Genomic DNA, 23686 nt, shown 5'->3' with positions numbered 1-23686 from the left:
ATATAAATTATTTCATTTACTTAACTGATGCAACCAATGCTTTAAAGCTTGCAGGTTCGTTCATAGCAAGATCAGCCAGCATTTTTCGGTTAATATCCAAACCCTTTACGCTAAGCTTATTGATGAATTCACTATAAGTAATTCCTTCTTCTCTTACAGCAGCATTGATACGTGCAATCCACAACTGGCGGTATTCACGTTTTTTCAATTTACGGCCAACATAGCTGTAGGTCTGACCTTTTTCAACGATGTTCTTCGCAACGGTATATACATTCTTACGCTTGCCATAAAAACCTTTGGCCTGCTTAAGTATTCTTTTTCTTCTTGCCCTTGAAGCAACGGCATTTTTTGAACGAGGCATAATGTAGTTATTTTAGATCTTGGATTGCAGACTTTTCTGTTCCAAAATGATGATTTTAAATTTTGTTTCCGGTTAAATGCGTTTTACTTTAAACGTAATAAACGCATAACAAAATCCTTGTTAGCGGCGCCAACAACACCATCTTTTCTAAGGGCCCTTTTGCGTTTTTTTGATTTTTTTGTAAGAATGTGACGTTTAAATGCTTTCTGAAAGGTGATCTCGCCTGTGCCTGTCACCTTAAAGCGCTTCTTTGCGCTGGAGTTTGTTTTTACTTTTGGCATATTTAATAATCTTATCGATTACTCCCTGCCGGCGTTCCCGAAACATTCGGGACCCTTGTAGAGCCATACGGGAAATGGGCGGCAAAAGTAGGGATTAAATGCTTTACTGCCAAGATTTGAAGGTTTTTCTTTTGGTTGCCGGCTTTTGAACCGTGTGGCATCGACTATTGTGTCACTCACTTGTACGTTCAAAACTATTTGGGCTTCTAACAAAACACAATTACTCTCAGCTTCAGGCTAATAGCTGCTTTTCAGTACAAGAGTGCGACGCAACAAAAGTTTAATAGAGGTGCAGGTGTTCGGTATATTATATTGTTTTCTGAAAAATAAAAGGCCGCTACATTTAGCATAGCGGCCTTTAAAATTCTTCACATCAACATTATCTTGCTATTACAAACATCGTCCGTTGTTTTAATCCTCCATCATTTACTTCCAAATAATACATGCCTGACCTGAGATTTGAGAGATTAAGATTTAATGTGTTAACTGCTTTTCCATTTTGCTCTTGCTTCATATATACGGCTCTCCCCGTTATATCAAAAACCTTTAACTGAACAGTATTTGTACTGCTGCTGCAGGTAACAGCAATACTGCCCTTTGAAGGGTTAGGATAAACCGAAAGTTTAACAGGGGATGTGGTAATAACAGAAGATGCAATTGCACTATTTAAACCTGTAACACAGGAATTGGTAACCTTAGTAGTTGCTGAAGTGCCAGAACAATTCTTCTTTGTATTGGTAACAATAACAGTATAGTTGCCGGCAGAGGTTGCGGTATAAGATATTGCCGTAGCGCCAGCAATATTTACACTATTTTTCCGCCATTGGTAGGTAAGATTTTTCCCCGCATTAGTAGTTAAGGTAACGGAGCCTGTGGTACAAATATCAAGACTCCCCGAAGCTGTAACCGTTGGAACAGGGTTATTTTCATCAACGCTGCCATTACAGTTATCATCTATACCATTACATGATTTCTCTGCTGCGCCAGGGTTTATTTTTGCATTATTATCATTACAATCACCGGGTGTTGTTATATATCCTGCAGGTGCAAAATAAGCAATAACCGTGTCTAATCTTGTACCATAATTGTCTCTATCGCTATCCCTGTAAAAGGTTCTCTTTGTATAGACTGGTGGCAAAGCTCCCTGCCAGTTATTGGCAAGCAATGTTCGCATTGAATCTAAAACACTTGCATAAGCGGCATTTGTAACCAGGTTCGTAAATTCATCGGGATCATTGAGATCATCATATAGTTCTTCCCCTGCTGTTCCCCATGAGTTATAATGATATTGCGTTGTTCTTACAGCATCTGAAAGCGTTGTATCACTGCTGCCTTGCCTGTCAACTCTCCTTACTTGTGCAAAAGCGGCTTTTTTCCATGGTATATTTGGTTTTTCTAAAACAGGCACAAGGCTTGATCCTTCCTGACCAGCAGGTACCGGCAATCCACACAACTCTGAGAGTGTTGAATAAATATCTACTAATTCAACGGGGCTCTCATGAATAAGACCTTTAGATTTTCCTGGTGCACAAATAACCATTGGCACACGAAGTGCCCCTTCAAATAATGTTTGTTTAAACCATAATCCATTATGTTCGCCCGTTTGGATACCATGGTCGCTCCAGAATACCACAACAGTATTTTGCCACGCGTTTGTTCTGTCAAGCTCATCTAACACCACACCTAGTAATGAATCTTCCTGGATAATTTCACCGTAATACGCATGGCGTATATTTTTCCATACATCTGTTGGATATACCTGGAGGTTTTTTAAAGCAGGAGCAGGTATATCATCCTGATCATTGGCAGGAGTATTTGGCAGAGTAATGTTTGCTGATCCATTACCATAAACATTGGTATACGTTGTATCAATATCAACCGGTAAAAGTTGCTGCACTGTATTATCACCTATTTTATTCCATGCAGCAAGGTTTGGAGTAAATTCATTATGCACCCCGATCCCCAATCCAAAAAAATAAGGGTTACTTCTTGGTTCTCTCATTTTTTGTATCATACTGCTTACAAATAATCCGTAGTTGTTACTCATGGTACTCTTGTGTAAAGTATCGATCCACCAATGGGGGGTACCTCCTATATTTTGTATTCCATCGCCTATAGCACTATCATACACATAATTCCAGGCAATTTCTTCTTCATGCCCACAAGTCATTTTACCAAATTTTCCGGTATAGTACCCATTACTTTGAAAATACTCAGGTAAAAACTTATAATCAGCTCCAAGGTTGGTGCGGATACTTGTACCATTATTAATTACACCGGTAGAGTTTGGTCTTTTGCCGCTTAATAAAGAAGCACGGCTGGGGCTGCATAGGGCATACTGGCAATAAACACGCCTGAACATGGTGCCATGTTGTGCCATGCGTGCAAAATTGGGGCAGGGAACATCTGCATTGCCATAAGCATCGAATACGGTACCCAGATCATCAATACCAATAAAAATTACATTTGGTTTTTGTTGTGCATGCAGGAATAAAGGTGTTGAACAATAAAGTATTAATAACAATACATTACATAGAGTTTTTTTCATAAAAATTTCGTTTAAAAACTTTTAGTTAAGGATTATTAGTATATAAAGCAACAACAGGGTACTGTTTTCGCAGTTATTATTTTAGTAAAAGTACATATAGACGGACTACCGCCATAGTCATCAAAAAGTTTTGTATTAAAAAATGCCAAGTACATTCAAAAGGTCATTGCAATTTTATCAGATACTTTATCTAACGTTCAAAAAACAAGAGGTATATTGGATAGGAAAAAGAGGGTGCAATAATCAATAGCAATGTATCAGCAATTTCTAACTACAAAAATTAAACCAAGTACAAATTGAGATACCGTTGACAACGAGTGCAGACAAAGTTTGATATGAATACTTTCCAGGGTCTACGTTGTTTTAACAGGCATACAGGTTGTACAGAGGGCAAGATATAAATAAATCTTTAAATTATATAATCCTGCCTTAATGATTAATATTTTACATAGGTTATTAGAATATATTTTAAGCTTAATTAAAAAGTTACTGATCCAAAGATCTTAATTACTCTTTTTATTGTTCTTTATTACTGTTGATTGCCCATTCGAATTTTATAATGTACAAGTGTGCGACGCAACAGGCGATCACAAGCATTAGTGCAGCCGGGCCCATAAAAAAATTTCTTATCACTGAAAAACATCTGTAATTTATATGTCCGTATTGCTTACAAATAAATTAAAACACCATGACACTCCAGGAACATTTATCCAACAAAACTGCTCCAAAACGTATGCTTGCATTAGATGGCGGTGGTATCCGCGGCGCATTATCACTTGGCTATCTGCAGCGCATAGAAAATATTTTGCGCAAACAAAATGGCAATGATAAAAATTTCAGGCTGAGTGATTATTTTGATCTTATTGGCGGCACCAGCACCGGCTCTATCATTGCTTCCTGCCTTGCCATTGGTATGAGTGTGGATGAAATAAAGAATATGTACATGGATCTTGGTGCACAAATATTTGCGAAGAAATACAAGTGGTGGAAAATATTTCAGATAGATGATCTTATAAAAGCAGCATACAACGAAAAGCCTTTGGAAGAACAACTGCAAAAAGTTTTTGGAGACATCACGCTTGGTGACGCAGATCGCATAAAAACAGGTTTATGTATTGTTGCAAAACGTGCAGACACTAACAGTGTATGGCCGCTCATTAACCATCCCGGCGGGAGGTATTACAATAGTGCGGATGGAATGAATAAAGACATACCGCTCTGGAAGGCAGTAAGGGCAAGCTCTGCAGCGCCTTCTTATTTTCTGCCGCAAATAATTGATGTGGGTGGGGGCTTAAGCCAGGCAGCATTCGTAGATGGCGGTGTAAGCATGCATAATAACGCTTCAATGCAACTATTGATGGTTGCAACTTTACAGGGCTTTCCTTTTAAATGGAAATGGGGTGCTGATAATTTATTACTGGTATCTGTAGGCACGGGCATGAGCAGGTGGAAAGAAATTCCGGAGAATGTGAAGAAAAATAATATTCTTAAATGGGCACAACAGCTACCAGATATGTTTATGCAGGATGCCAGCTGGAACAACCAGATATTACTGCAATGGTTCTCCAATTCACCAACTGCATGGGAAATAGACGGAGAGATCGGCAAACTGGAAAATGATTATATAGGCAATGTAAAAAAAGATGGCGGACTGCTTACCTATCTGCGTTACAATACATGGCTTGACGCAGATACATTAAACCCATTAATGAATAAAACTTATACGCAGAAAGAAATAGATGGTCTTGTTGAAATGAGCAATGCAGACAGCAGGTTTGAACTCTATGATATTGGAAGCAAGTGTGCAGCAAAAGAAGTAAAAGATGAACATTTTGCTGATACATTTAAACTATGATCGCTTATGCAACAACAATGCTTTGTAATAATGCCTTTTGGAAAAAAGACTGATGCCAAAGGAAGAGAATTCGATTTTAAATTCATCTACGATTCATTAATAAAGCCTGCTATTCTAAAAGCAGAATTGCTGCCAATAATAGCTTATGAAGAACAGGCTGGCGGCATTATTCATAAACCAATGTATGAACGCATCATGTTTTGTGAATTTTCTATTACTGACATGACAACATTCAATGCCAATGTTTTTTATGAATTGGGTATGCGGCATGCCATAAGACCCTATACAACAATCGTCATTTGCGATGAAGGAATGGGACCCTTGCCTTTTGATGTTGCATTGATTAGAACAGTCATGTACCGCTATGCATTTGATAAAGAAAAAAATGAAATGTCTATTGATAGCCTGCAGGAAAAAATAGATGCATTGGCAGCATTACTCAGCAGTAATGATATAAATGATCCCACACCGGACAGCCCGGTAAAACAAACCATTGATGAATTCCCTTTTCCTGACCTGGAAACTTTAAAAGCAAGATCTGAGATATTTAAAAAGTGGGCTGCAGAGAGCCAGGGAATGATAGAAACGGTGCAGGATAATGTAGATGAATGGCTCGATAACAGTCTCCAGGAAAAATATGCAGCTTATAAAAATGATACAGAAAAAATAAAAGCGTGCCAGGCAGCAAAGCAACAATGCTTCGATAATATAAAAGCCGTTGAAACAAGTTTAGGCATTATACAGGTAGAAGAATTTCCTGTAGTCAGTACGTTGCTTTTTGCATACCGGGCAATGAGTGCCAACAAAGAAAGTATCAGCCTTATCAGCCGCATGCCGCCCAAACAATTCGGGATGAATATGATTCTCCATCAGCAGCTGGCGCATGCATATAATCAGTGCGGCGAATTTGATAAGGCTGAAAAAATATTATTGCTGGCGCAAAATAAATTTGGCAAACATCCTGAGACCAATGGCCTGCTGGGCAGTGTTTACAAGAAAAAAGCAGCCCAGCTACAAGGTTATGATGAATTAACGGCGAAAGGCCTGTTGAAAAAAGCAATCAAGGCTTACCAGGATGGTTTTGATGCAGGGCCTTCAGATTATTATCCGGGCATCAACTTACTTAACCTTTTATTTATTACACAATCAGATAACGATCTGTATAATAAATACCTGCCCCTTGTTTCTTATTCAATAGAGCGCAGGGTGCAACAGCAGCCAAATGATTACTGGGCGCAGGCTTCAGGAATGGAACTGGAAGTACTCAGAAGTAATAAAGATGCAGCCATGATTTATCTCGAATCTGCCAAAGCTTCCAAACATTATCCATGGGAGATTGCATCAACGCTCGACAGTCTTAAAAGAATAAAAAAACAAAAAGAAGAAATGAATTCAGATGATGTTGCATGGATTGATACAATGATTAATGATCTGGTTAAGTAAGACGGGAATTATAAAAAAAAGGGATACACATATTGTAATTAAACACTTATGATTCTTCTTTCACAAATAACAATTGCCCGTGAAAATGCAGATACCAGCATTCAATTGCTGCAGGGCGATCTTACTGCTATACCAAAAGAACACACCGCAGATATCCTTGTTATCTCTGCCTACCCAAATGATTACAGCACTGCTGATCCGCAAACACTAATGTCTGCTTTATACAACAATGGAATTGTTGTTGCTGATCTCGCAAAAGATAAAGAGATAGACCTGCTGGCTAATCTTAATTGCTGGCTTTCAAAACCATTGCTGCCTCAACAGCAGGCACAATTTAATTTCAAAAGAATACTTTGTTTCGAACCTCCAGCCGGTGATGAGAAAGAAAAACTGGTACCCAATATTTTTCGTTGCATCAACACTTTTGCTTACGATAAACAAAATAATGTTATCGCCATGCCGGTACTGGCAAGCGGCAATCAAAGAGTGCCCATGGAGAAAATGCTGCCTGCTATTTTAGACGCCGCTCTTTTCTGGCTCGAAAGCGGCTTACCACTCAATTGCATAAAACTGGTATTACGCAATGATGAACAGGTAGCAACTGCATTGCCCATTTTTATAAAAGCCAAACAACAGTATGAATTAAAAAGGTCAGCACAGGAAGGTAATATCAGTGCAACAGATGCCTGGAAAATGTTTGAAATAAAAAACCAAACACAAGTACCCGGCACAGCAACCATGGTTATTGTAGAAAATGAAATGAAAGAGCTTGCAGCCAAAGAATCGCCGGTGGCACCTGCTGCTCCTATGCCGCAACCATTCCCTGCTGCGGAGCCGGCAACAAAAGCACCTCAACAGCAGGATCAAAAAAAAGGATATGATTTTTTTATCAGCTATTCTCATAAACAGGCAACCGAAGTACAACTCTTTGTACAGGCAATGCTGGAGAAGCAACCACAATTAAATATCTTTTATGATAAAACAACTATTCCAACAGGTGGCTTATGGATAAAGCTTATTTCAGATGCTATACAAAATTCAAAGTCGGTTATATGCATTCTTTCACCACAATACAGCGCCTCAGATGTTTGCTGGGATGAATTTCAATGCGCCAAAGCAAAGGAGTACCGTACCAAACAACCCGTTATCAAAACCATTAACTTTTACAACGACGCCAATATGCCACTCATCATGAGCATCTATAGTTATATAGATTGCACAGAAGGCGACATACAAAAATTAAAAGATAGCATACACGATCTCATTTGATCTCTTTGGTTACAGGCAATGGTTCTTCGTGGCGCCGGCTGTTGTGTCACTCACTTGTACGTTCGTAAAATATAGCAGCATGTATCTCATTTTTTGATAACCGTTTTTAAACGTTTAAAACCGGAAGTTGAAAATTGTATTGACGACACTATCAATACAAAAAAGCGAATACTAAAAATTTGATTTACAGTATGAATAAAAATTTGGAGGTGTGGAAAGTGTCGTATATTTTAGTGTTGTGCGTCATATTATATGACATTGCGTATGAAATTACTATCTCTACTTACAGGACTTTTAACTATTACGACGAGTTTCACTTCCAACTCACTTTCTGACAGACTTTGTAAAGGCAATGAAGAAATTATATTCAGCTTTCTGCTGACAAAAAACAAAAAGATAGTTTCTCTATGCAAGGATAAGCAGGGAGACTATTTGGTTTATAGATTTGGGACAAAGGAGAAAGTAGAATTGGAGTATCCGCAAAAACTTGACAAGACTTCATGGAAAGTTTTCAAGCTTTATGGCGTAAAAAGATTTGGTGGTAAAGCAAATGCAGGTTTTGGAGATTACAATATCTCGTTTTCCAACAATGGTGTGACATATGAAGTATTCGAAAATTGGAGTGATGACGATGATACATCTGACATTGGTGTTAACGTGACAATTGACAAAAAGAAAGTTATTTTAAAGGGTGATATAAAAAGTAAGCAAGGGGCATTACTTCGACTTGACGGCGAACAAGATAAAATAAGGAACACGGCAGACGACGAAGAATAGAAATACGAACGCACAACAAAAATATTTGCAATAGCAGGGCTGGACGTTGAAACAATTAGCAACAAATTGTCTCGTCCTGAAATCTCAAGACCGTATAAACGGTTGAATAACCAGTACAACTTGCAGCCTGCTTTACAGTAAATTTGATGTTCCTTCAGAAGCAAGCCTTCTAAAGCTAAAAGGAACTTATAGTCCCTCCTGAAATCAAGGCTGGAATGTTGATACTTCTGCTAAAGTAGAAGCATCTCTTGAATTAAATGGTGATCCATAATGGAATCCCGAACAGAAAAAATTTTATTATTCAGACGTTCCCTGAAGGTTTTTTCATAATAAAAAAACATCAAATGGAACAAAAAGAATTAACACTTCAAATCATTAATGTCAAGGCTGCGGGAATAGATGTTGGTTCAAGAAGCCATATGGTAGCCATCGACCAGGATAAGGAGAATGTACGTGAGTTTGGGGTGTACACGAAAGATCATCTGCAAATGATTGAGTACTTGCATGCACATGGTATTACTACTGTAGCAATGGAAAGTACCGGAACTTATTGGCAAACACTTTTCGATGCGTTACAAGCTGAAGGCTTTGAAGTATTGCTGGTTGGCGGTAATCAAACAAAAAACGTTAAGGGTCGTAAGACTGATGTTATTGATTGTATGTGGATACAAAAATTACATTCTTTAGGTCTGTTATCAGGAAGTTTTCTTTTAAGCAATGTTTTACAAGAACTGCGTACATACTATTATCATCGTCAACATTTGATAGAACAGGCAGCCTTATATATTCATAAAATTCAGAAGGCTCTGAGGCTTATGAATATTAGGTTGGATATTGCTATCAGGGATGTTGCAGGAAAATCTGGCTTGAACATTATTGAAGCCATATTGGCGGGCAATAGGGATCCCGAATATCTTGCATCTTTGGTTGACATAAGAGTTAAAAAGTCAAAAGAAGAAATTGCTGATTCATTAAGAGGCTGGTGGCGCGATGAATTGCTATATGAACTAAAAGCAGCGCTGGAGTTTTATAAGCTTTATGAAAAAGCACTCGTTGATTGTGATAAAACAATAGAACAGGTACTAATAAAACATCTTCCACAACACACGGTTCGCAGTCAGGAAAAAAAAGAATTTAAGGTAACCAATAAAAAAAATAGAAAACACGCTCCTGCATTTAATGTTTCAAAAATTGCATATCAATATTTTGGTACAGATTTATTTGCTATACAGGGAATTAGTCACACTACTGTTCTTTGCTTGCTGACAAACATGGGTCATGATATTCATAAATTTTCATCTGCAAAGAGTTTTGCGGCTTGGCTAAGATTAGTACCTAATAACAAAGTAAGTGGTGGCAAAATTATTGGCAATAGCACTACGAAAGGGAGAAACTACATTGCTGTAGCATTAAGGCAGGCAGCTAACTCTATTGGCAACCAGAAAGATCACGACTTAACACCCTTCTTCAAAAGAGTTGCCTTCAGAAAAGGACGGGTGGCAGCCATTACCGCTACTGCCAGAAAGCTGGCGATCATTATATGGAATATGATTACTAAACTTCAACCGTATAAGAAAAATGAAATTATAATGAATAATGAAAAACATAAAATCAATCATCTAAAACAAATTGAAAGAAAGATCGGGGCACTTCACCTAAATGGGAATGAACTGAAAAGGCTTTTTGAAAGAACTTCACTATTAGTTAATTAGATGAATGTTGTACAGAAATAGGTTGACTAAAAATCAACCAAATTATGGACTTAAAAGAACAGATTATTGCGGAGTATTTAACGCAAGGCTGCGGCTTCAGGAAGTTAGCAGCAAAGTATGGAATCAGCAGAACAACCATTTGCAAATGGGTGCTTATTCACCAGGGAATACATAACTTGCCGCCCACAGAAAAGCAGTCAACCTATTCCACCAGCAGCATGAACAGTTCAAAGAAAAAACTCACTTCAGAACAATTACAATCTGCAGAAGCATTGCAGCAAAAAATAGCTGCACTGGAGAAGCAGCTTCAATGGGAAAAGCTACGCGCAGAAGCTTTAGATACCATGATCAATATTGCAGAGAAAGACCTCAATATCTCTATCAGAAAAAAGCCTGGTGCCCAACAGTAAAAGCAGTAAAAAAGATACATGGTAATATTAGTTTACAACAACTATGTAAACTGTTGGGCTATTCTGCACAGGCTTATCATAAGCATAATAAAAAACAGTTCCATCAACAGTATCATGAACAGCTGATACTGGAACAGATTGATCATATAAGAAAGCATCAGCCCAGATGCGTCGGAAGAAAATTATTCATCATGCTTCAGTCTTTTTTTGAGCAACACAATCTTCATATGGGAAGAGATAAATTCTTTGACCTGCTGAAACAAAACAAGCTATTGGTAAGAAGAACCAAACGTAGTGTTCATACCACCAACAGTAAACACCACTTTTACCGCTATCCCAATCTGGTAAAGGATTTTACTCCACTAAAGGCTCATGAACTTTGGGTAGCCGATATTACTTACATACCACTCAAAGAGCGGTTTGCTTATTTGTTTTTGATAACAGATGCGTACTCCAGAAAGATCGTTGGTTTTCATGTAAGTGATGATATGAAAGTGAGCAGTGCAGCAGTTGCTTTAAAGAAAGCATTAGATCAAAAGCCACCTGAAGCAATAGTGATACACCATAGTGACAGAGGCATACAATATTGCAGTACAGAGTATGTAAAATTATTGCAGCAACATCATGCATTAATATCAATGACCAACAATGGAGACCCATTGGAAAATGCTATTGCAGAAAGAGTAAATGGTATTCTGAAAACCGAACTCATCAGCAGTTATTATCATGATATCGATGCTGCTTCCATACACATCACAAGATGCATTACTATTTACAACTACAGAAGAAGACACAGCAGTTTAAATTGGCAAATACCTGCTGAGGTGCATACACAAAAAGGACCACAGATAAGAAGATGGAAAAACTATTATCAAAACAACACAAAACAAAAGGAGGTAACCATGCAACCAACCTGATAAGCCAGCGCACAAAAAATATTTTCTTAGCTGTAGAGGGCACGAAAATATTTTTGCCAACACACAGGTAAACAACTTCATTACTCAACCTTATTCAGGATGTATTATCTTAGTCAACCATTAACAGGATTATTCACCAAAATCAGTCAACTTTTTTCAGGACGGGTCACTTCGTCAATACCTGTTCGTTGTGCGGCATGCGATTGAACACTCTAAAAATTTGACCAACTAACAGTAAATGACAAACAATACAGACGAAGAACATTTAGATAAGCTGACAAACACTCAATCAGAAAATGTTTCAGGCGAAATTATTCCTACTAAAGACACGGAGATTATTAATCCAAATCAAGAGACTGAAAATATGGAAGTACATCATCACCCCGATCTGCATCATAAACCAAAAAAATGGAAAGAATATTTTCTTGAATTTTTAATGATATTTCTCGCAGTAACTCTCGGCTTTATTGCAGAGAATTTTCGGGAATACAACGTGAACAAATCAAAAGAGAGAGAATTTATGGTTGCTCTGAAAGAGGATCTTATATCTGACACAGCGCAACTAAACCTCATACTTCCGGCAAGTGATAATCAATTTGAAAAACTGGATAGTTTATACACCCTATTGCAGGCTGCTAAAGAGGGGAAGCCATTTGATATCCACAGGTTGTATTACCTGAATTTCAGACACGGACTAGGATTAATAATGTTTGTACCTGACCAACGCACCTTGTTGCAAATAAAAAACATCGGTGCTTTCTCACTCATAACAAATAAAACCTGCCGGGATACTATCACCAATTATGATTATTTCAATAACGCAATTGCAATTAACTCGGGCTATTACAAAACCCTGATAGAAGATATGAGCAAAACGGCTCAAAAAATATTTAACTATGATCAGGTTAAAATATATGGTTTCTGGAATGAAAGCACTGATATTTTTTTGGATACTTCTCTCCCTTTAAAATTAGAGAATAGTGATAAGGCGCTTTTAACTGAATACAGCAACAAAGTAAGATCAGTGATGATGCAGTTAGATGCGCTTAGACGCACCGAGGAAATCCAATTTAGCGAAGGCAAAAACCTTATTGCATTGTTAAATAAAGAATATCATTTAGAATAAATTATAAAGAAGCACGACCGCACAACATGAGTATGCAACAGCAGGGCTGGACGGAAGAGCAATCGGCACCAAAATCAGTCAACTTTTTTCAGGACGGGTCAGTAAACAAACTTCAAAAGTGAATGAGCTATATTTTACGGCAACAAATTGAAAAAATAACACCACTTACAGACAAAGAGTTTGAGTATATTTTCTCGCACTTCACGACAAAGAAATTTAAAAAACATCAATTTGTAGTTCAAGAAGGAGAAAATGTGCCAAACGATTTTTTTATTTTGGATGGTTGCTTAAAATCATACTTTACAGACAAAAATGGCAAAGAACATATTCTGGCTTTTGGAATGCAAGACTGGTGGATTACTGACTATGAGGCGTACTACAATCAATCAAAAGCAACTATAAATATTGACTGTATTGAAAAAAGCGAATTACTTTGCTTATCATTCCAGAACAGAGAAAAACTTTGTGCCGAGATGCACAAAATAGAACACTTTTTTAGAAAGAAAACCAATAAACGCAATGTTGCTTTACAGCAAAGAATACTTTCATTGTTGAGCAATAACGCCAAAGAAAAATACGACCAACTACTTCAATTATATCCTCAGCTTTTTCAGAAAGTTCCAAAACAACTTATTGCTTCTTATTTAGGAGTTACAAGGGAAACTCTTAGCCGACTTAATTCTCCAACAAAATAGAGTGTGAGCCACCTCACATCAAAATTGTGCGGTATGTCCTTTTTGTTCCTGCTACCCGTATTGAATTTTGCATCATAATTTTTAAACAAAAAAGGATGGCAAAATTTCAAATTCAACAAGCAAGCAGTACTGTAAACTGGACTGGCAAAAAAGTTTTAGGGTTACATACAGGAAGCATCAATATCGCTAATGGCTCTATTGAAATTATAGACAACACAATTTTAGGCGGAGAAATCCAAATAGATATGACTTCAATTGTGATTACCGACATTGAAGACAAAAAGACTAACCAGGATTTTTTAGCACACTTATTAAACGATGATTTTTTCTCGGTTGATAAATTTAAAACTGCTAAACTAACTTTAACTGGTTCAAGCAAAACCGAAACCAACAAATTTAAAATTGATGGCAATCTCACTATCAAAGACATTTCACACCCAATCAGTTTTATATCTTCTATTGAAATATTTACAAACACTTTGCATTCACTCGGCGAAGTTGTAATTGACAGAACACTGTATAATATCCGTTATGGTTCGGGCAAGTTTTTACAAAATTTAGGAGACGGTCTTATATACGACGACTTTGTACTTCAATTTAAACTCATTGCTCAAAAATCAAATTAATTCAATAACAAAAAATAAATGTAAAATGAAAAGTTTAGTAACATACATAATAGCTGGTGCTGTTTTAACTTTAAGTTCTGTATCAACATTTGCACAAACAAATAAGAAAGTAAAAATTCTCTTTGTACTTACATCACACGACCAGTTAGGTAATACTGGTAAAAAAACGGGGTTTTGGATTGAAGAATTTGCAACTCCATATTATTTCTTTACCGATAAAAATATTGAAGTAACTGTTGCTACTCCCAATGGCGGACAAGCACCAATAGACCCAAAGAGTAACGAACCAGGTTTTCAAACAGATGCTACCAAAAGATATTTTAATGATGCAGTTGCTCAAAAATTATTAAGCAATACTGTAAAGTTATCTTCTGTTAGCCAAAAAAACTTTGACGCTATTTTCTATCCTGGCGGTCACGGGCCGATGTGGGATTTAGCAAATGACGAAAATTCTATTGCTTTAATAAAATCATTTTACAACCACGACAAACCAATTGCATTTGTTTGCCACGGTTCAGCAGCTTTAGTAAATGTTAAACTGAACAATGGGGACTATTTAATTGCAGGGAAAAACCTTACAAGTTTTTGCAACACCGAAGAAGAAGCAGTGCAACTAACTAAAGTTGTCCCGTTTTCCTTAGAAGACAAATTAAAATCAAGAGGTGCTATTTATAAAAAAGGTGCTGATTGGTCATCGTATGTTTTGGAAGATGGATTATTACTTACAGGACAAAATCCTCAATCATCAAATGAAGTAGCAAAAAAACTATTTGATAAACTAAAAAAGTAATTTAATGAAAGGCGAAGTGCTATGAAGGCAATTGTTGCAGCAAGTGCAACAAGCACATCGCTTTCATTTTTTGCAAATTTATCTTCTCAAAATAACTAAAGGAAAATGTGGAATAAAACGAAGTTTACAAAGCTTTTGAGTATTGAGTATCCAATTGTGCAAGGTCCGTTTGGAGGAGGTTTGTCATCAGTTGAGTTAACAACTACTGTTGCAAATGCAGGTTGTTTGGGTTCATTTGGAGGGCAACCATTTTCTACAAATGAAATTATTCAGACTTGCAAAGAAATTAGAAAGCATACCAACAAGCCTTTCAATATCAATTTATGGGTAAATGACAGGGACAGCCGATTGGCAACATTTGGTGATGAAGACTATAAAAAACTAACCGAATTATTTAAACCTTACTTCAACGAACTTGGTGTATCCATTCCTGAAAGACCAACTAATTTGGGCGCAAAATTTGAAGAACAAATTGAAGCAATATTTGAGGCAAAACCTGCTGTTTTTAGTTTTGTATATGGTATTCCTAATACTTCGATTTTAGAAAATTGTAAATCATTGGGCATAAAAACTGTGGGAACGGCTACTACAGTTGACGAAGCCATTGCATTACAACATGCAGGTGTTGATGCCATAGTGGCTACAGGAATGGAAGCAGGAGGACACAGAGTTTCTTTTTTACGAACAGCCGAAGAATCATTGACAGGAACTTTTGCATTAATTCCACAGGTGGCTGACAGTGTAAAAATTCCAATAATTGCAGCAGGTGGTATTGCAGATGCAAGAGGAATCAAAGCAGCATTGGCTTTAGGTGCCGATGCTGTACAAATGGGAACTGCTTTTTTGGCAACGAATCAATCTAATGCCTCACAAGACCATAAAGACAAGTTATTTACACCAGACGCAAAATATACAACACTTACAAAAGTGTTTACAGGGCGACTATCAAGAGGGATAAAAAACAGGCTAACGGAAGATTTGAAAGCGTATGAAAAACTTTTAGCACCTTATCCATTACAAAGTAAATTTATGGGCTTCTTAAAGGCATATCCAGCAACTACCAATTCAAATCCTGACTTCAAATCATACTGGGCAGGACAATCTGCTTCATTATTAAAACACCGGGACGCTAAAATATTGATCGAAACATTGGTAAACGAAATGAATGAAATTTAACCAACAGGGTGGAAGAAACGCCAGCCACTAACAGAACGTGGCTCAAAAATCTTGGATTTGACACAAATGAAGAAGATTGATATAATACAGATAGTAAAGCAACAGCAGCACGCTTGGACAAATAACTACAGGCAACAAAAGGTTTGCTACCATAGCGGCTGACGAATCTCGGCTGAACATCAGTAATTCTAATGAACCTTTAGTTATATATTTGGGCTAACGGAACGCAGAATGCCGCTCCGGCAGCAAACCGGCACTCGTTAGCCGCTATATTGCAACGACAATCAGCCAATGCAGGGTTCTTCAATCGGCGTTGTACATTAGTTCATCAGCGGGCTGAAAAAGCAAATCTTTATTAGCTTCACATATTTGTAGTTTGATAATGGGACAAGTTCCGTGCAAAAAATCTGCTTAGGGTATGTGTAACCATTGAGGGCAACAAGCTTAAATGGGTTGTGCCTATATCTTCCCCGACCAGGTCTAAAAGCTTTGAACTCCTCACGGTAATATACAAGTTCTTTTATCCTACTTCAAATTTGACAAGCCATACTGTATCTTACCGTGATATATATTCAAATTGCCTATTATCCAATTTTTCTTCACGAAAAAATTGATGTAATTTATTGTAGATTTGAGTTAGTAATGCCAATATTGGCAGTAGAATAATATATTCAGCGTATGACAACTTCTTCCAATTCCTTTTCAGGAGGTTTGAGCATGAATACGAAAGCCATTCAGTGCCCCAAGTGCAACGGAGAGATGGTGCAGGGGTTCATCTTCGACCGGGCGGATGGGGGCTTGCGTCGTGTCATCAACTGGGTTGAAGGAGCACCGGATAAAGCTTTCTGGACTGTTACGAAAGTACCAGAGGAAAAGTGCGTTCCAGTAGGTACCTTCCGTTGTTCGGTGTGCGGCTTCCTGGAATCGTATGCTCACACAGAATTTGCAGCCAAGTGACAAGGCTTGCATACCTAAAGCGAACCCGCTGAACTGCATTATAAATAAGTACAGCGCATCTGGGCACGGACCGGTAGCCTGACTAAGCACACACTACTTCAAATTTGGACGATTTAAAAAAGATTTAGGAAACACCTTCATAAACTCATTGAAAGCGGCTAACGGAAGTACACCAGCTTATGTGCTACTATCTTCTACTATCCAGCAGACGTAATTCTATTGAGCTTTAGTTGTTAACTTCATCTTCAGTTTTTCAATTGGGCTTGTGTTCCGGGCTGGACGTTATAAAATACCAGCGCAGCAGCAAGCCGTGCCCGTTAGCGGCCAGGCTAAAAGATGACCGTGAGTATTGAATAAGCTAATCAATTCTATATTGAAATGACATTAGAAGATTTAGGATATAATGATAAACTTGAAAAATTAAGGAATGAGAATAACCTTAAAGAGTTTGAGATTGGAAGAGTTATATCGGAACATAAAGAAAGATATATTGTAAAGACTGAAAAAGGAGAATTTGAAGCCGAGATAACAGGGAATTTACGATTTTCATCAAAAAGTCGTGAAGATTTTCCAGCCGTTGGGGATTGGGTTGCAATAACAATTCATGATTCAGATTTTTCCATTATTCACAGCATATTACCGAGATTCTCTGTAATTTCCAGACAGGACGTTGGTAAATTCGGAGAGATACAAATAATAGCAACAAATATTGATTATGCATTATTGATGCAAGCCGCTGATAGGGATTTCAATATTAATAGACTTGAAAGATATCTGACAATTTGTAATTCATCAAAGGTTAGCCCCATTATAGTGCTCACTAAGATTGATTTAATTGATGAACATCGGACTTTTGAGATATTGGAGAAAATTAAAGCGCGAATTAACAATGTTCCGATTATTGCAATAAGTAACGAATCACAAGATGGGTACGACAAAATAAAAGCGATTATTGAAAAAGGTAAAACATATTGCATGCTTGGTTCTTCAGGTGTTGGAAAATCCACTCTATTGAATAATCTTTCTGGCAAATCAATAATGAAAACAGATACAATTAGCCATAGTACAAATAAAGGGAAACACATTACAAGTCACAGAGAATTAATTATTCTTGAAAATGGAGGAATATTAGTTGATAATCCAGGAATGAGAGAAGTAGGTATTGCCGATTCAACAAGCGGATTAGAAATTACATTTGATATGATTATCAGGCTTTCTCAGAATTGTAAGTTCAAAGATTGTACTCACACGAATGAGATAGGTTGTTCTGTTATTGAAGCCGTTGAAAAGGGAGAAATAGACCGAGCTTCATATGAAAATTACCTAAAATTAAAAAGAGAGAAAGCTCATTTTGAATCTTCGGTTGTTGAAAGACGGAAAAAAGATAAAGAATTCGGAAAAATGGTAAAGAATTACAAAAAGGACATCAATAGGAAAAAATAAAGTTCTAAGAAAAGAAGCCCGAACCGCAAACATCGGTTTTGGCAATATGGCGGCTGACTTGCTTCTATGAAGCATTTGTGAAAAGTTCAACATTAGGAATTCTATTGAACTTTTGTGCTAAAAATCCGCCACATAGCCAAGGCCTAATCCATTATAAGCAACCAAATTGGCGGCACTGCTACCCCTCGACTAATATAGCTTTTAAAGCAAGAACATAAGACAAGTAACAAATGACATCTGAATTCAAATGCCAAATTTCACAAGTCGAAATAGACGACTTAAAATTTAGAATTAAACAAACTCGTTGGACAGATGAAATCAAAAACTCTGGTTGGGAATACGGAGCCGATTTATCTTATATAAAAAAACTTGCAGACTATTGGTTGAACAAGTTTGATTGGAGAATGACCGAAAATGAAATTAACCAATATCCAAACTATATAGCAGAGATTGATGGGGTTGAAATTCACTTTCTGCATATCAAAGGGACAGGCAAAATATCAATTCCGCTTATTATTACACATGGTTGGCCTGGATCTTTTCTTGAAATGATTAAACTTATTCCCCATCTTACTACTGACCCAGAAATTTCCTTTGACTTAATTATTCCTTCCATTATTGGATTTGGCTTTTCGCAAAAAATTAATACTTCGGGTTGTGACCTTTGGTTCATTGCCGACTTGTGGGCTAAGCTTATAACAGAATTAGGTTACAAAAAAGCTTTAGCACAAGGCGGAGATTTTGGAGCAGGTATTAACACTGCCCTTGCCCTAAGACATCCTGACAAAGTGCTTGGCTTACATCTCAATTATATTCACAGTTCTTACCTTCCTTTCTTATCTGAAACAGAGAAATATAGTGCGGAAGAAATTGAATTTCAAAAAAGCTCGGACGAGTGGTCTAAAACAGAAGGAGCTTATGCACATCAACACCGTACAAAACCATTGACACTTGCATACGGTTTAGCCGACTCACCCATTGGGCTTTGTGCATGGATTGTTGAAAAATTTTACGCATGGAGCGATTGCAACGGCAATATCGAAAGTGTATTTACAAAAGACGAATTACTTGCTAATATTAGTCTTTACTGGTTTACTGAAACAATTCATTCTTCTATCAGGTTGTATAATGAAGTAAGCAAAGTACCCTTACATTTTTTAAAGAACGATTTTATTAATGTCCCGGTTGGGATTGTAAAGTTTCGTAAGGAAGAACCATTTCCGCCAAGAAAATTTATTGAAAGAGGTTATAATGTTCAACACTGGACAGAAATTTCAAAGGGTGGACATTTTGCAGCTATGGAGCAACCTGAATTATTAGCAAACGACATAATGAAATTTGCGAAGACTTTGAATTACACAAGATAACTTTTCCTGGCTACTTATAATATTGGTCACTGTTGGGCAACTTTAATTTAAAAAATAGTTATTTGTAATTTCTCTTCATAAGCAAATAGAAGCTTTTAAAAGGCATCTATTTTTTGCCTTTTAATAAAGCGCATTAGCGGCATAAAAATTTTACCTGCGCCAGTGGGCTTAAAATAAGTTGCAGTAACATGTTCTAGAAGACCAAAACCTTCTCTGTGTATGGTTTGTATCCATTACATCTCTTTGACCGCTGTTGACCTTGGAGTTTGTAAGCGAAGCCGGAAAGGGTTTATTCACAAGTTATTTCAATACAAAAAGACCAACTTGAAAGACATTTACAATCTTGCGTTATCAAACCGGCTTGGTAAAGTAAGCTACCCGTAATCTAATATTTTATATGAACGTACAAGAACAAATCAAAGAGTATATTACTGGTCAATCTGAACCAAAACGCAGCGACATGCAAGAGTTGCACCACATCATTCTGAAAATAATGCCAGCACGTAAATTATGGTTCCTGGATGGTAAAAACAGTGAAAATAAAACTGTTGCTAATCCTAATATAGGATATGGACTTGACACCATAAAATATGTTGATGGAAAAACCAGAGAGTTTTATTAAAATGGTATACGTGCAAACAAAACCGGGATGTCTGTCTATATCCTTGGTATCAATGATAAGGCATACTTAGCCAACACTTATGGAAAAAAATAGGCAAGGCGAGCGTGACTGGGTATTGCATTAATTTCAAAACGCTAAAAGATATAAACATTGAAATACTTGAAGCGGCTATACGATATGGAGTTAAGACTTTGCGCCGAGAGTAGCGCTACAGCCAACAGGCTCTGCTGCTATGGCAGGGCGACTAATATATTCTGAGTTTTTGGTTCACTTTTCAGCTTCAGTTTCAGCAGAAGAATAACACCGAGCAATAAGTGAGCAATGAATTTTTAATTATAAATTTAACAGCAGTTACGGGCTGACGATTTTCAAATATCACCACATTGCCAAGCCGTCAACGTTAGCGCCCATAATTATCTGGATTAACAGAAATGAATAACTTAAAAAGGTATATTGAATCCATAACCGAATTTTCGGAGCAAAACTGGAGCATTTTATCTGACTGTGTATCAGAAATGCAATTTAAAAAAAATGAGCCTTTATTGAAAGAAGGACAAATCTGCAACTCGATTTACTTTATAAGTTCGGGGGTTTGCAAATCATGCTATAACATGGATGGAAAAGAGATCAATACCGCATTTTATTTCGAAAATGATTTTGCAACCAATATCAAGAGCCTGAGAACATCTTCAAAATCAGAATACAACATAAAGGCTCACGAGAAAACCAAGGCGGTGAAGATTGACAAAACAAGACTTTTAGAAGCATACAAACAATCGCACCAAATTGAATCTTTTGGAAGAAAGGTTTTGGAACTGATAACGGCAAAATACGAAGAACATTCTGATGGCTTTAAATTATTAACACCCAAACAAAGATTTGATGCATTAGTTTCACAATATCCCGATTTTCTGCAAAGAATTTCCCTAACTCAAACAGCATCCTATTTAGGAATCAGCAGAGAAACGTTAAGCAGATTTCGTGCTATAAAATGAATTTTGTGATTTTTGACACAGGTCAGTGATCGATTCAATCTCCAATTTTGCGAATAAATTAAAATATATCGCAAATGGAAAATTCAGTTTTAGTACAGAAGTTTATTGAACAAATCTGGAATAAAAAGTCGTTTGAAATGCTCGATAGCTTTTTACATACGGCGTTCAAAGATCATTCCTTATTACCAATGCTTTCCCCAGACAAAGAAGGGCTAAAGAAGTGGGTTATTGCAACAGGTATTTCATTTGAGCACAATACGACCGTTGAAGATCAAGTAACAGAAGGTGATCAAAGTATGGTGAGAATAAAAATGAAATTAAAGCATATTGGTGTTTGGCGTGGCATTGAGCCCACAGGAATTGAACTGTACACACGTGGTTACAGACATTTTAAAATCAAAGATGACAGAATTATTGAACATTGGGCGTTAATTGATGGCGAGGCAATAGAGAATCAACTAAAAGAAGCATCTCACGGCTGTAAAATTACCGTATGAAAATCACTATCCATAATTCAATTAAAGTTTAAATAAAAGCTGACAACATTGTGAAAAGGAAAATTATTAACCCAATCATAAAAGACACAATTACATTTATCCAAACAAGCGATGAAAGAAAATCGAAAATTTCAGAATTAGAATTAACACTAATGCCAAAAGGTGGAAATTTTTCGCACTACCATAAAACATTTACCGAGACATTTACGGCTATTGACGGAGCGTTAGGATTAAAATTACATGGCAACAAAATAAAAATTTTACAACCCAATGAGGCTTATTCCGTGCCACCTAATCAAGTTCATAGTTTTTTTAACCCCGGGAACAAAGAAATCAGATTCAATATAAAGATAACACCCGGACATAAAGGGTTTGAAAACTCCTTAAGAATCCTTTATGGATTGGCGCAAGATGGTCTTACTGATAAAAAGTCAATACCAAAAAGTCTTAGTCATGTGGCTATTATTGGTAGTATAAGTGATTCATACCTTCCAGGTGTCATGAAATTGTTATCACCAATATTTAACCTTCTTGCAAAAAAAGCTAAACAAAGCGGACTAGAGGAAAAACTTATAGATAAATATTGTAATTGATATAATTAAAGCACTTGTGAAAAAAAGAACCAGTAATTAATGATGTCTAAAGAGAGCATTGCATGTAAAATAACCGGCGCTAACATTGCATCGGCAATAACATGGCTGACGTAGGTGCAATTAACAACAATATTAATTTCCATTTTGTAGTTCGCTTAAAGTTTCAACAAATGCGATAGCTATTAACAAGTCTTGTTCAAAGTTTCCACCAGACACTCCAACACCACCTACAATTTTTTCATTAAGTTTTAAAGGTAAACCACCTTCTAACATACATGCATCCCCTGGCACTTGCTGAATAGCTTGAACTAAAACAGGCGCTTTTTCTGTAATTGTTCTTAAAACGTGTGATGGGCATTTAAATAAAAAAGCGGTTTTTGCTTTTAAGAAAGAAACTTCATTTGTCATAAAGTTGGCGTCATTCATTCTAATTTGGTAGACAATATGCCCGCCATCATCTGTAACAGTTATGCAAACAGCAACATTTTGTTCATTAGCAACCTGAAGAGATTTTAATGCTGCAGAGCTAATTTTATCGATTTTCATTTTCATTTTATTGTTTTATATTTGTGTCAGTACAGTTTACATGTTGTCAATACTATTGACAAACTTACAACAAACAAAATGATATTTCCAAATGAATGATGAAAAAAATATTTCGGGACTAATACACCATTTGTCAAGACAATTAACTAATTCATCAAATCAAAAATGGACTGACATAGGCTACCCAGACATAAGAACAACCCACGTAAGTATTTTGCTTCGTATTGAAACAAAGGAGAACAATCATAATATTGTCGCAAAACAGTTGGGTATTTCAAGACAAGCCATCTCAAAATTGAAGCATGAATTAATTGAAAACGGGTACCTGATGACAAGCCCAACAGAAAACAATAAAAAATCAGAAACGCTTTCATTGACCAAAAAAGGACGCCTATTTTTAGATGATTTTAAGAAAGCAAATCAAGACTTAGAAAAAGCGTTCATAAAAATTCTCAGCAAAGACAGATTTCAGGAATTTAAGTCCGCATTATTAACTCTGGACAATTATTTCAAAACCAAATAGAATGAAGAAGAAGGGTATGTTAACTAACAAAAAAACCTTGTCAGTCTTTACAGTAAAACAAAATAATTCCTGATTATACTGTTACGATTTTAATAAGAACCATCAATGTTCTGAACGTACAAGTGAGTGACACAACAGGTGATGCTATGAAAATACA

At 36.7% G+C, this 23686-nt stretch carries 24 protein-coding genes; 20 read left to right on the top strand and 4 right to left on the bottom strand.

Features of this window, described 5'->3' with window-relative positions:
- Positions 1–16 precede the first annotated feature (16 nt).
- The 3 genes from rplT to FRZ67_RS20460 form a co-directional block, all read right to left on the bottom strand.
- On the bottom strand, positions 17–361 hold the full coding sequence (gene rplT / locus FRZ67_RS20470) for a 50S ribosomal protein L20 (RefSeq protein WP_147192436.1): 345 nt from the start codon (positions 359–361) through the stop codon (positions 17–19).
- Positions 362–444: 83 nt separating this feature from the next.
- Entirely contained in the window at positions 445–642 is a 198-nt protein-coding gene (gene rpmI, locus FRZ67_RS20465) for a 50S ribosomal protein L35 (RefSeq protein ID WP_147192435.1), read from the bottom strand.
- Positions 643–1021: 379 nt separating this feature from the next.
- Positions 1022–3190, bottom strand: a complete 2169-nt coding sequence (locus FRZ67_RS20460) for a sulfatase-like hydrolase/transferase (protein WP_147192434.1) — start codon at positions 3188–3190, stop codon at positions 1022–1024.
- Between the two features lie 688 nt (positions 3191–3878).
- Between FRZ67_RS20460 and FRZ67_RS20455 the strand changes: the two genes are divergently transcribed.
- The 19 genes from FRZ67_RS20455 (at position 3879) to FRZ67_RS20370 (ending at position 22460) form a co-directional block, all read left to right on the top strand.
- Entirely contained in the window at positions 3879–5045 is a 1167-nt protein-coding gene (locus FRZ67_RS20455; protein WP_147192433.1) for a patatin-like phospholipase family protein, read from the top strand.
- Between the two features lie 6 nt (positions 5046–5051).
- Entirely contained in the window at positions 5052–6488 is a 1437-nt protein-coding gene (locus tag FRZ67_RS20450) for a TRAFs-binding domain-containing protein (protein ID WP_147192432.1), read from the top strand.
- Positions 6489–6536: 48 nt separating this feature from the next.
- Positions 6537–7757, top strand: coding sequence for a toll/interleukin-1 receptor domain-containing protein (locus FRZ67_RS20445; RefSeq protein WP_147192431.1), 1221 nt, complete (start codon positions 6537–6539; stop codon positions 7755–7757).
- A 264-nt stretch (positions 7758–8021) separates the two neighbouring features.
- Positions 8022–8534 carry a hypothetical protein gene (locus FRZ67_RS20440; RefSeq protein WP_147192430.1) on the top strand — a complete coding sequence of 171 codons (513 nt, stop codon included), beginning with the start codon at positions 8022–8024 and terminating at the stop codon, positions 8532–8534.
- Positions 8535–8878: 344 nt separating this feature from the next.
- Positions 8879–10246, top strand: coding sequence for an IS110 family RNA-guided transposase (locus FRZ67_RS20435; protein ID WP_158638419.1), 1368 nt, complete (start codon positions 8879–8881; stop codon positions 10244–10246).
- A 44-nt stretch (positions 10247–10290) separates the two neighbouring features.
- A complete protein-coding gene (locus tag FRZ67_RS20430) occupies positions 10291–10656 on the top strand; it encodes a transposase (RefSeq protein WP_147188027.1) in 366 nt (121 codons plus the stop codon).
- Positions 10557–11573: an IS3 family transposase gene (locus FRZ67_RS20425; RefSeq protein ID WP_147192428.1), complete on the top strand. Its 1017-nt coding sequence runs from the start codon at positions 10557–10559 to the stop codon at positions 11571–11573. The genes FRZ67_RS20430 and FRZ67_RS20425 overlap by 100 nt, the downstream gene beginning before the upstream one ends.
- Before the next feature lie 238 nt (positions 11574–11811).
- Complete coding sequence (locus tag FRZ67_RS20420) at positions 11812–12699, top strand: hypothetical protein (RefSeq protein ID WP_147192427.1); 888 nt, start codon at positions 11812–11814, stop codon at positions 12697–12699.
- Between the two features lie 122 nt (positions 12700–12821).
- Complete coding sequence (locus FRZ67_RS20415; RefSeq protein ID WP_147192426.1) at positions 12822–13394, top strand: Crp/Fnr family transcriptional regulator; 573 nt, start codon at positions 12822–12824, stop codon at positions 13392–13394.
- Positions 13395–13489: 95 nt separating this feature from the next.
- Positions 13490–14020: a YceI family protein gene (locus FRZ67_RS20410; protein WP_147192425.1), complete on the top strand. Its 531-nt coding sequence runs from the start codon at positions 13490–13492 to the stop codon at positions 14018–14020.
- Between the two features lie 25 nt (positions 14021–14045).
- Positions 14046–14810, top strand: coding sequence for a type 1 glutamine amidotransferase domain-containing protein (locus tag FRZ67_RS20405; RefSeq protein ID WP_147192424.1), 765 nt, complete (start codon positions 14046–14048; stop codon positions 14808–14810).
- Positions 14811–14915: 105 nt separating this feature from the next.
- Positions 14916–15986 carry an NAD(P)H-dependent flavin oxidoreductase gene (locus FRZ67_RS20400; protein WP_147192423.1) on the top strand — a complete coding sequence of 357 codons (1071 nt, stop codon included), beginning with the start codon at positions 14916–14918 and terminating at the stop codon, positions 15984–15986.
- Positions 15987–16664: 678 nt separating this feature from the next.
- Entirely contained in the window at positions 16665–16943 is a 279-nt protein-coding gene (locus tag FRZ67_RS23980) for a PF20097 family protein (RefSeq protein WP_374728497.1), read from the top strand.
- Between the two features lie 378 nt (positions 16944–17321).
- Positions 17322–18386, top strand: a complete 1065-nt coding sequence (rsgA, locus tag FRZ67_RS20395) for a ribosome small subunit-dependent GTPase A (protein ID WP_147192422.1) — start codon at positions 17322–17324, stop codon at positions 18384–18386.
- Positions 18387–18616: 230 nt separating this feature from the next.
- A complete protein-coding gene (locus FRZ67_RS20390; RefSeq protein WP_147192421.1) occupies positions 18617–19753 on the top strand; it encodes an epoxide hydrolase family protein in 1137 nt (378 codons plus the stop codon).
- A gap of 397 nt (positions 19754–20150) precedes the next feature.
- The gene (locus FRZ67_RS23690) at positions 20151–20375 is read left to right on the top strand and encodes a hypothetical protein (protein ID WP_225975418.1); all 225 of its coding nucleotides are present in this window, start codon (positions 20151–20153) and stop codon (positions 20373–20375) included.
- 431 nt (positions 20376–20806) lie between these two features.
- Positions 20807–21370, top strand: a complete 564-nt coding sequence (locus FRZ67_RS20380; RefSeq protein WP_147192420.1) for a Crp/Fnr family transcriptional regulator — start codon at positions 20807–20809, stop codon at positions 21368–21370.
- 74 nt (positions 21371–21444) lie between these two features.
- Positions 21445–21867 carry an ester cyclase gene (locus tag FRZ67_RS20375; protein WP_147192419.1) on the top strand — a complete coding sequence of 141 codons (423 nt, stop codon included), beginning with the start codon at positions 21445–21447 and terminating at the stop codon, positions 21865–21867.
- A 50-nt stretch (positions 21868–21917) separates the two neighbouring features.
- Complete coding sequence (locus tag FRZ67_RS20370) at positions 21918–22460, top strand: cupin domain-containing protein (RefSeq protein WP_147192418.1); 543 nt, start codon at positions 21918–21920, stop codon at positions 22458–22460.
- Between the two features lie 132 nt (positions 22461–22592).
- On the opposite strand, the gene FRZ67_RS20365 is transcribed toward FRZ67_RS20370, so the two are convergent.
- On the bottom strand, positions 22593–23012 hold the full coding sequence (locus FRZ67_RS20365) for a GlcG/HbpS family heme-binding protein (RefSeq protein ID WP_147192417.1): 420 nt from the start codon (positions 23010–23012) through the stop codon (positions 22593–22595).
- An 85-nt stretch (positions 23013–23097) separates the two neighbouring features.
- Between FRZ67_RS20365 and FRZ67_RS20360 the strand changes: the two genes are divergently transcribed.
- Positions 23098–23529, top strand: a complete 432-nt coding sequence (locus FRZ67_RS20360) for a MarR family winged helix-turn-helix transcriptional regulator (RefSeq protein ID WP_147192416.1) — start codon at positions 23098–23100, stop codon at positions 23527–23529.
- Positions 23530–23686 lie beyond the last annotated feature (157 nt).

The sequence above is a fragment of the Panacibacter ginsenosidivorans genome (assembly GCF_007971225.1).
In the GTDB taxonomy this organism is placed as follows: Bacteria; Bacteroidota; Bacteroidia; order Chitinophagales; family Chitinophagaceae; genus Panacibacter; species Panacibacter ginsenosidivorans.
Note: the sequence above shows the minus strand (reverse complement) of the source record. Positions and strands in the feature narration are given on the sequence as shown.

Coding starts and splice junctions, on each gene's coding strand:
- FRZ67_RS20360 (WP_147192416.1), top strand. CDS start 23,098: ATGAATGATGAAAAAAATATTTCGGGACTAATACACCATTTGTCAAGA.
- FRZ67_RS20410 (WP_147192425.1), top strand. CDS start 13,490: ATGGCAAAATTTCAAATTCAACAAGCAAGCAGTACTGTAAACTGGACT.
- FRZ67_RS20455 (WP_147192433.1), top strand. CDS start 3,879: ATGACACTCCAGGAACATTTATCCAACAAAACTGCTCCAAAACGTATG.
- FRZ67_RS20425 (WP_147192428.1), top strand. CDS start 10,557: ATGGGAAAAGCTACGCGCAGAAGCTTTAGATACCATGATCAATATTGC.
- FRZ67_RS20400 (WP_147192423.1), top strand. CDS start 14,916: ATGTGGAATAAAACGAAGTTTACAAAGCTTTTGAGTATTGAGTATCCA.
- FRZ67_RS20445 (WP_147192431.1), top strand. CDS start 6,537: ATGATTCTTCTTTCACAAATAACAATTGCCCGTGAAAATGCAGATACC.
- FRZ67_RS20460 (WP_147192434.1), bottom strand. CDS start 3,190: ATGAAAAAAACTCTATGTAATGTATTGTTATTAATACTTTATTGTTCA.
- FRZ67_RS20365 (WP_147192417.1), bottom strand. CDS start 23,012: ATGAAAATGAAAATCGATAAAATTAGCTCTGCAGCATTAAAATCTCTT.
- FRZ67_RS20405 (WP_147192424.1), top strand. CDS start 14,046: ATGAAAAGTTTAGTAACATACATAATAGCTGGTGCTGTTTTAACTTTA.
- FRZ67_RS20430 (WP_147188027.1), top strand. CDS start 10,291: ATGGACTTAAAAGAACAGATTATTGCGGAGTATTTAACGCAAGGCTGC.
- FRZ67_RS23980 (WP_374728497.1), top strand. CDS start 16,665: ATGACAACTTCTTCCAATTCCTTTTCAGGAGGTTTGAGCATGAATACG.
- FRZ67_RS20440 (WP_147192430.1), top strand. CDS start 8,022: ATGAAATTACTATCTCTACTTACAGGACTTTTAACTATTACGACGAGT.
- rsgA (WP_147192422.1), top strand. CDS start 17,322: ATGACATTAGAAGATTTAGGATATAATGATAAACTTGAAAAATTAAGG.
- rpmI (WP_147192435.1), bottom strand. CDS start 642: ATGCCAAAAGTAAAAACAAACTCCAGCGCAAAGAAGCGCTTTAAGGTG.
- FRZ67_RS20450 (WP_147192432.1), top strand. CDS start 5,052: ATGCAACAACAATGCTTTGTAATAATGCCTTTTGGAAAAAAGACTGAT.
- FRZ67_RS20415 (WP_147192426.1), top strand. CDS start 12,822: ATGAGCTATATTTTACGGCAACAAATTGAAAAAATAACACCACTTACA.
- FRZ67_RS20390 (WP_147192421.1), top strand. CDS start 18,617: ATGACATCTGAATTCAAATGCCAAATTTCACAAGTCGAAATAGACGAC.
- FRZ67_RS20420 (WP_147192427.1), top strand. CDS start 11,812: ATGACAAACAATACAGACGAAGAACATTTAGATAAGCTGACAAACACT.
- FRZ67_RS23690 (WP_225975418.1), top strand. CDS start 20,151: ATGAACGTACAAGAACAAATCAAAGAGTATATTACTGGTCAATCTGAA.
- FRZ67_RS20380 (WP_147192420.1), top strand. CDS start 20,807: ATGAATAACTTAAAAAGGTATATTGAATCCATAACCGAATTTTCGGAG.
- rplT (WP_147192436.1), bottom strand. CDS start 361: ATGCCTCGTTCAAAAAATGCCGTTGCTTCAAGGGCAAGAAGAAAAAGA.
- FRZ67_RS20435 (WP_158638419.1), top strand. CDS start 8,879: ATGGAACAAAAAGAATTAACACTTCAAATCATTAATGTCAAGGCTGCG.
- FRZ67_RS20375 (WP_147192419.1), top strand. CDS start 21,445: ATGGAAAATTCAGTTTTAGTACAGAAGTTTATTGAACAAATCTGGAAT.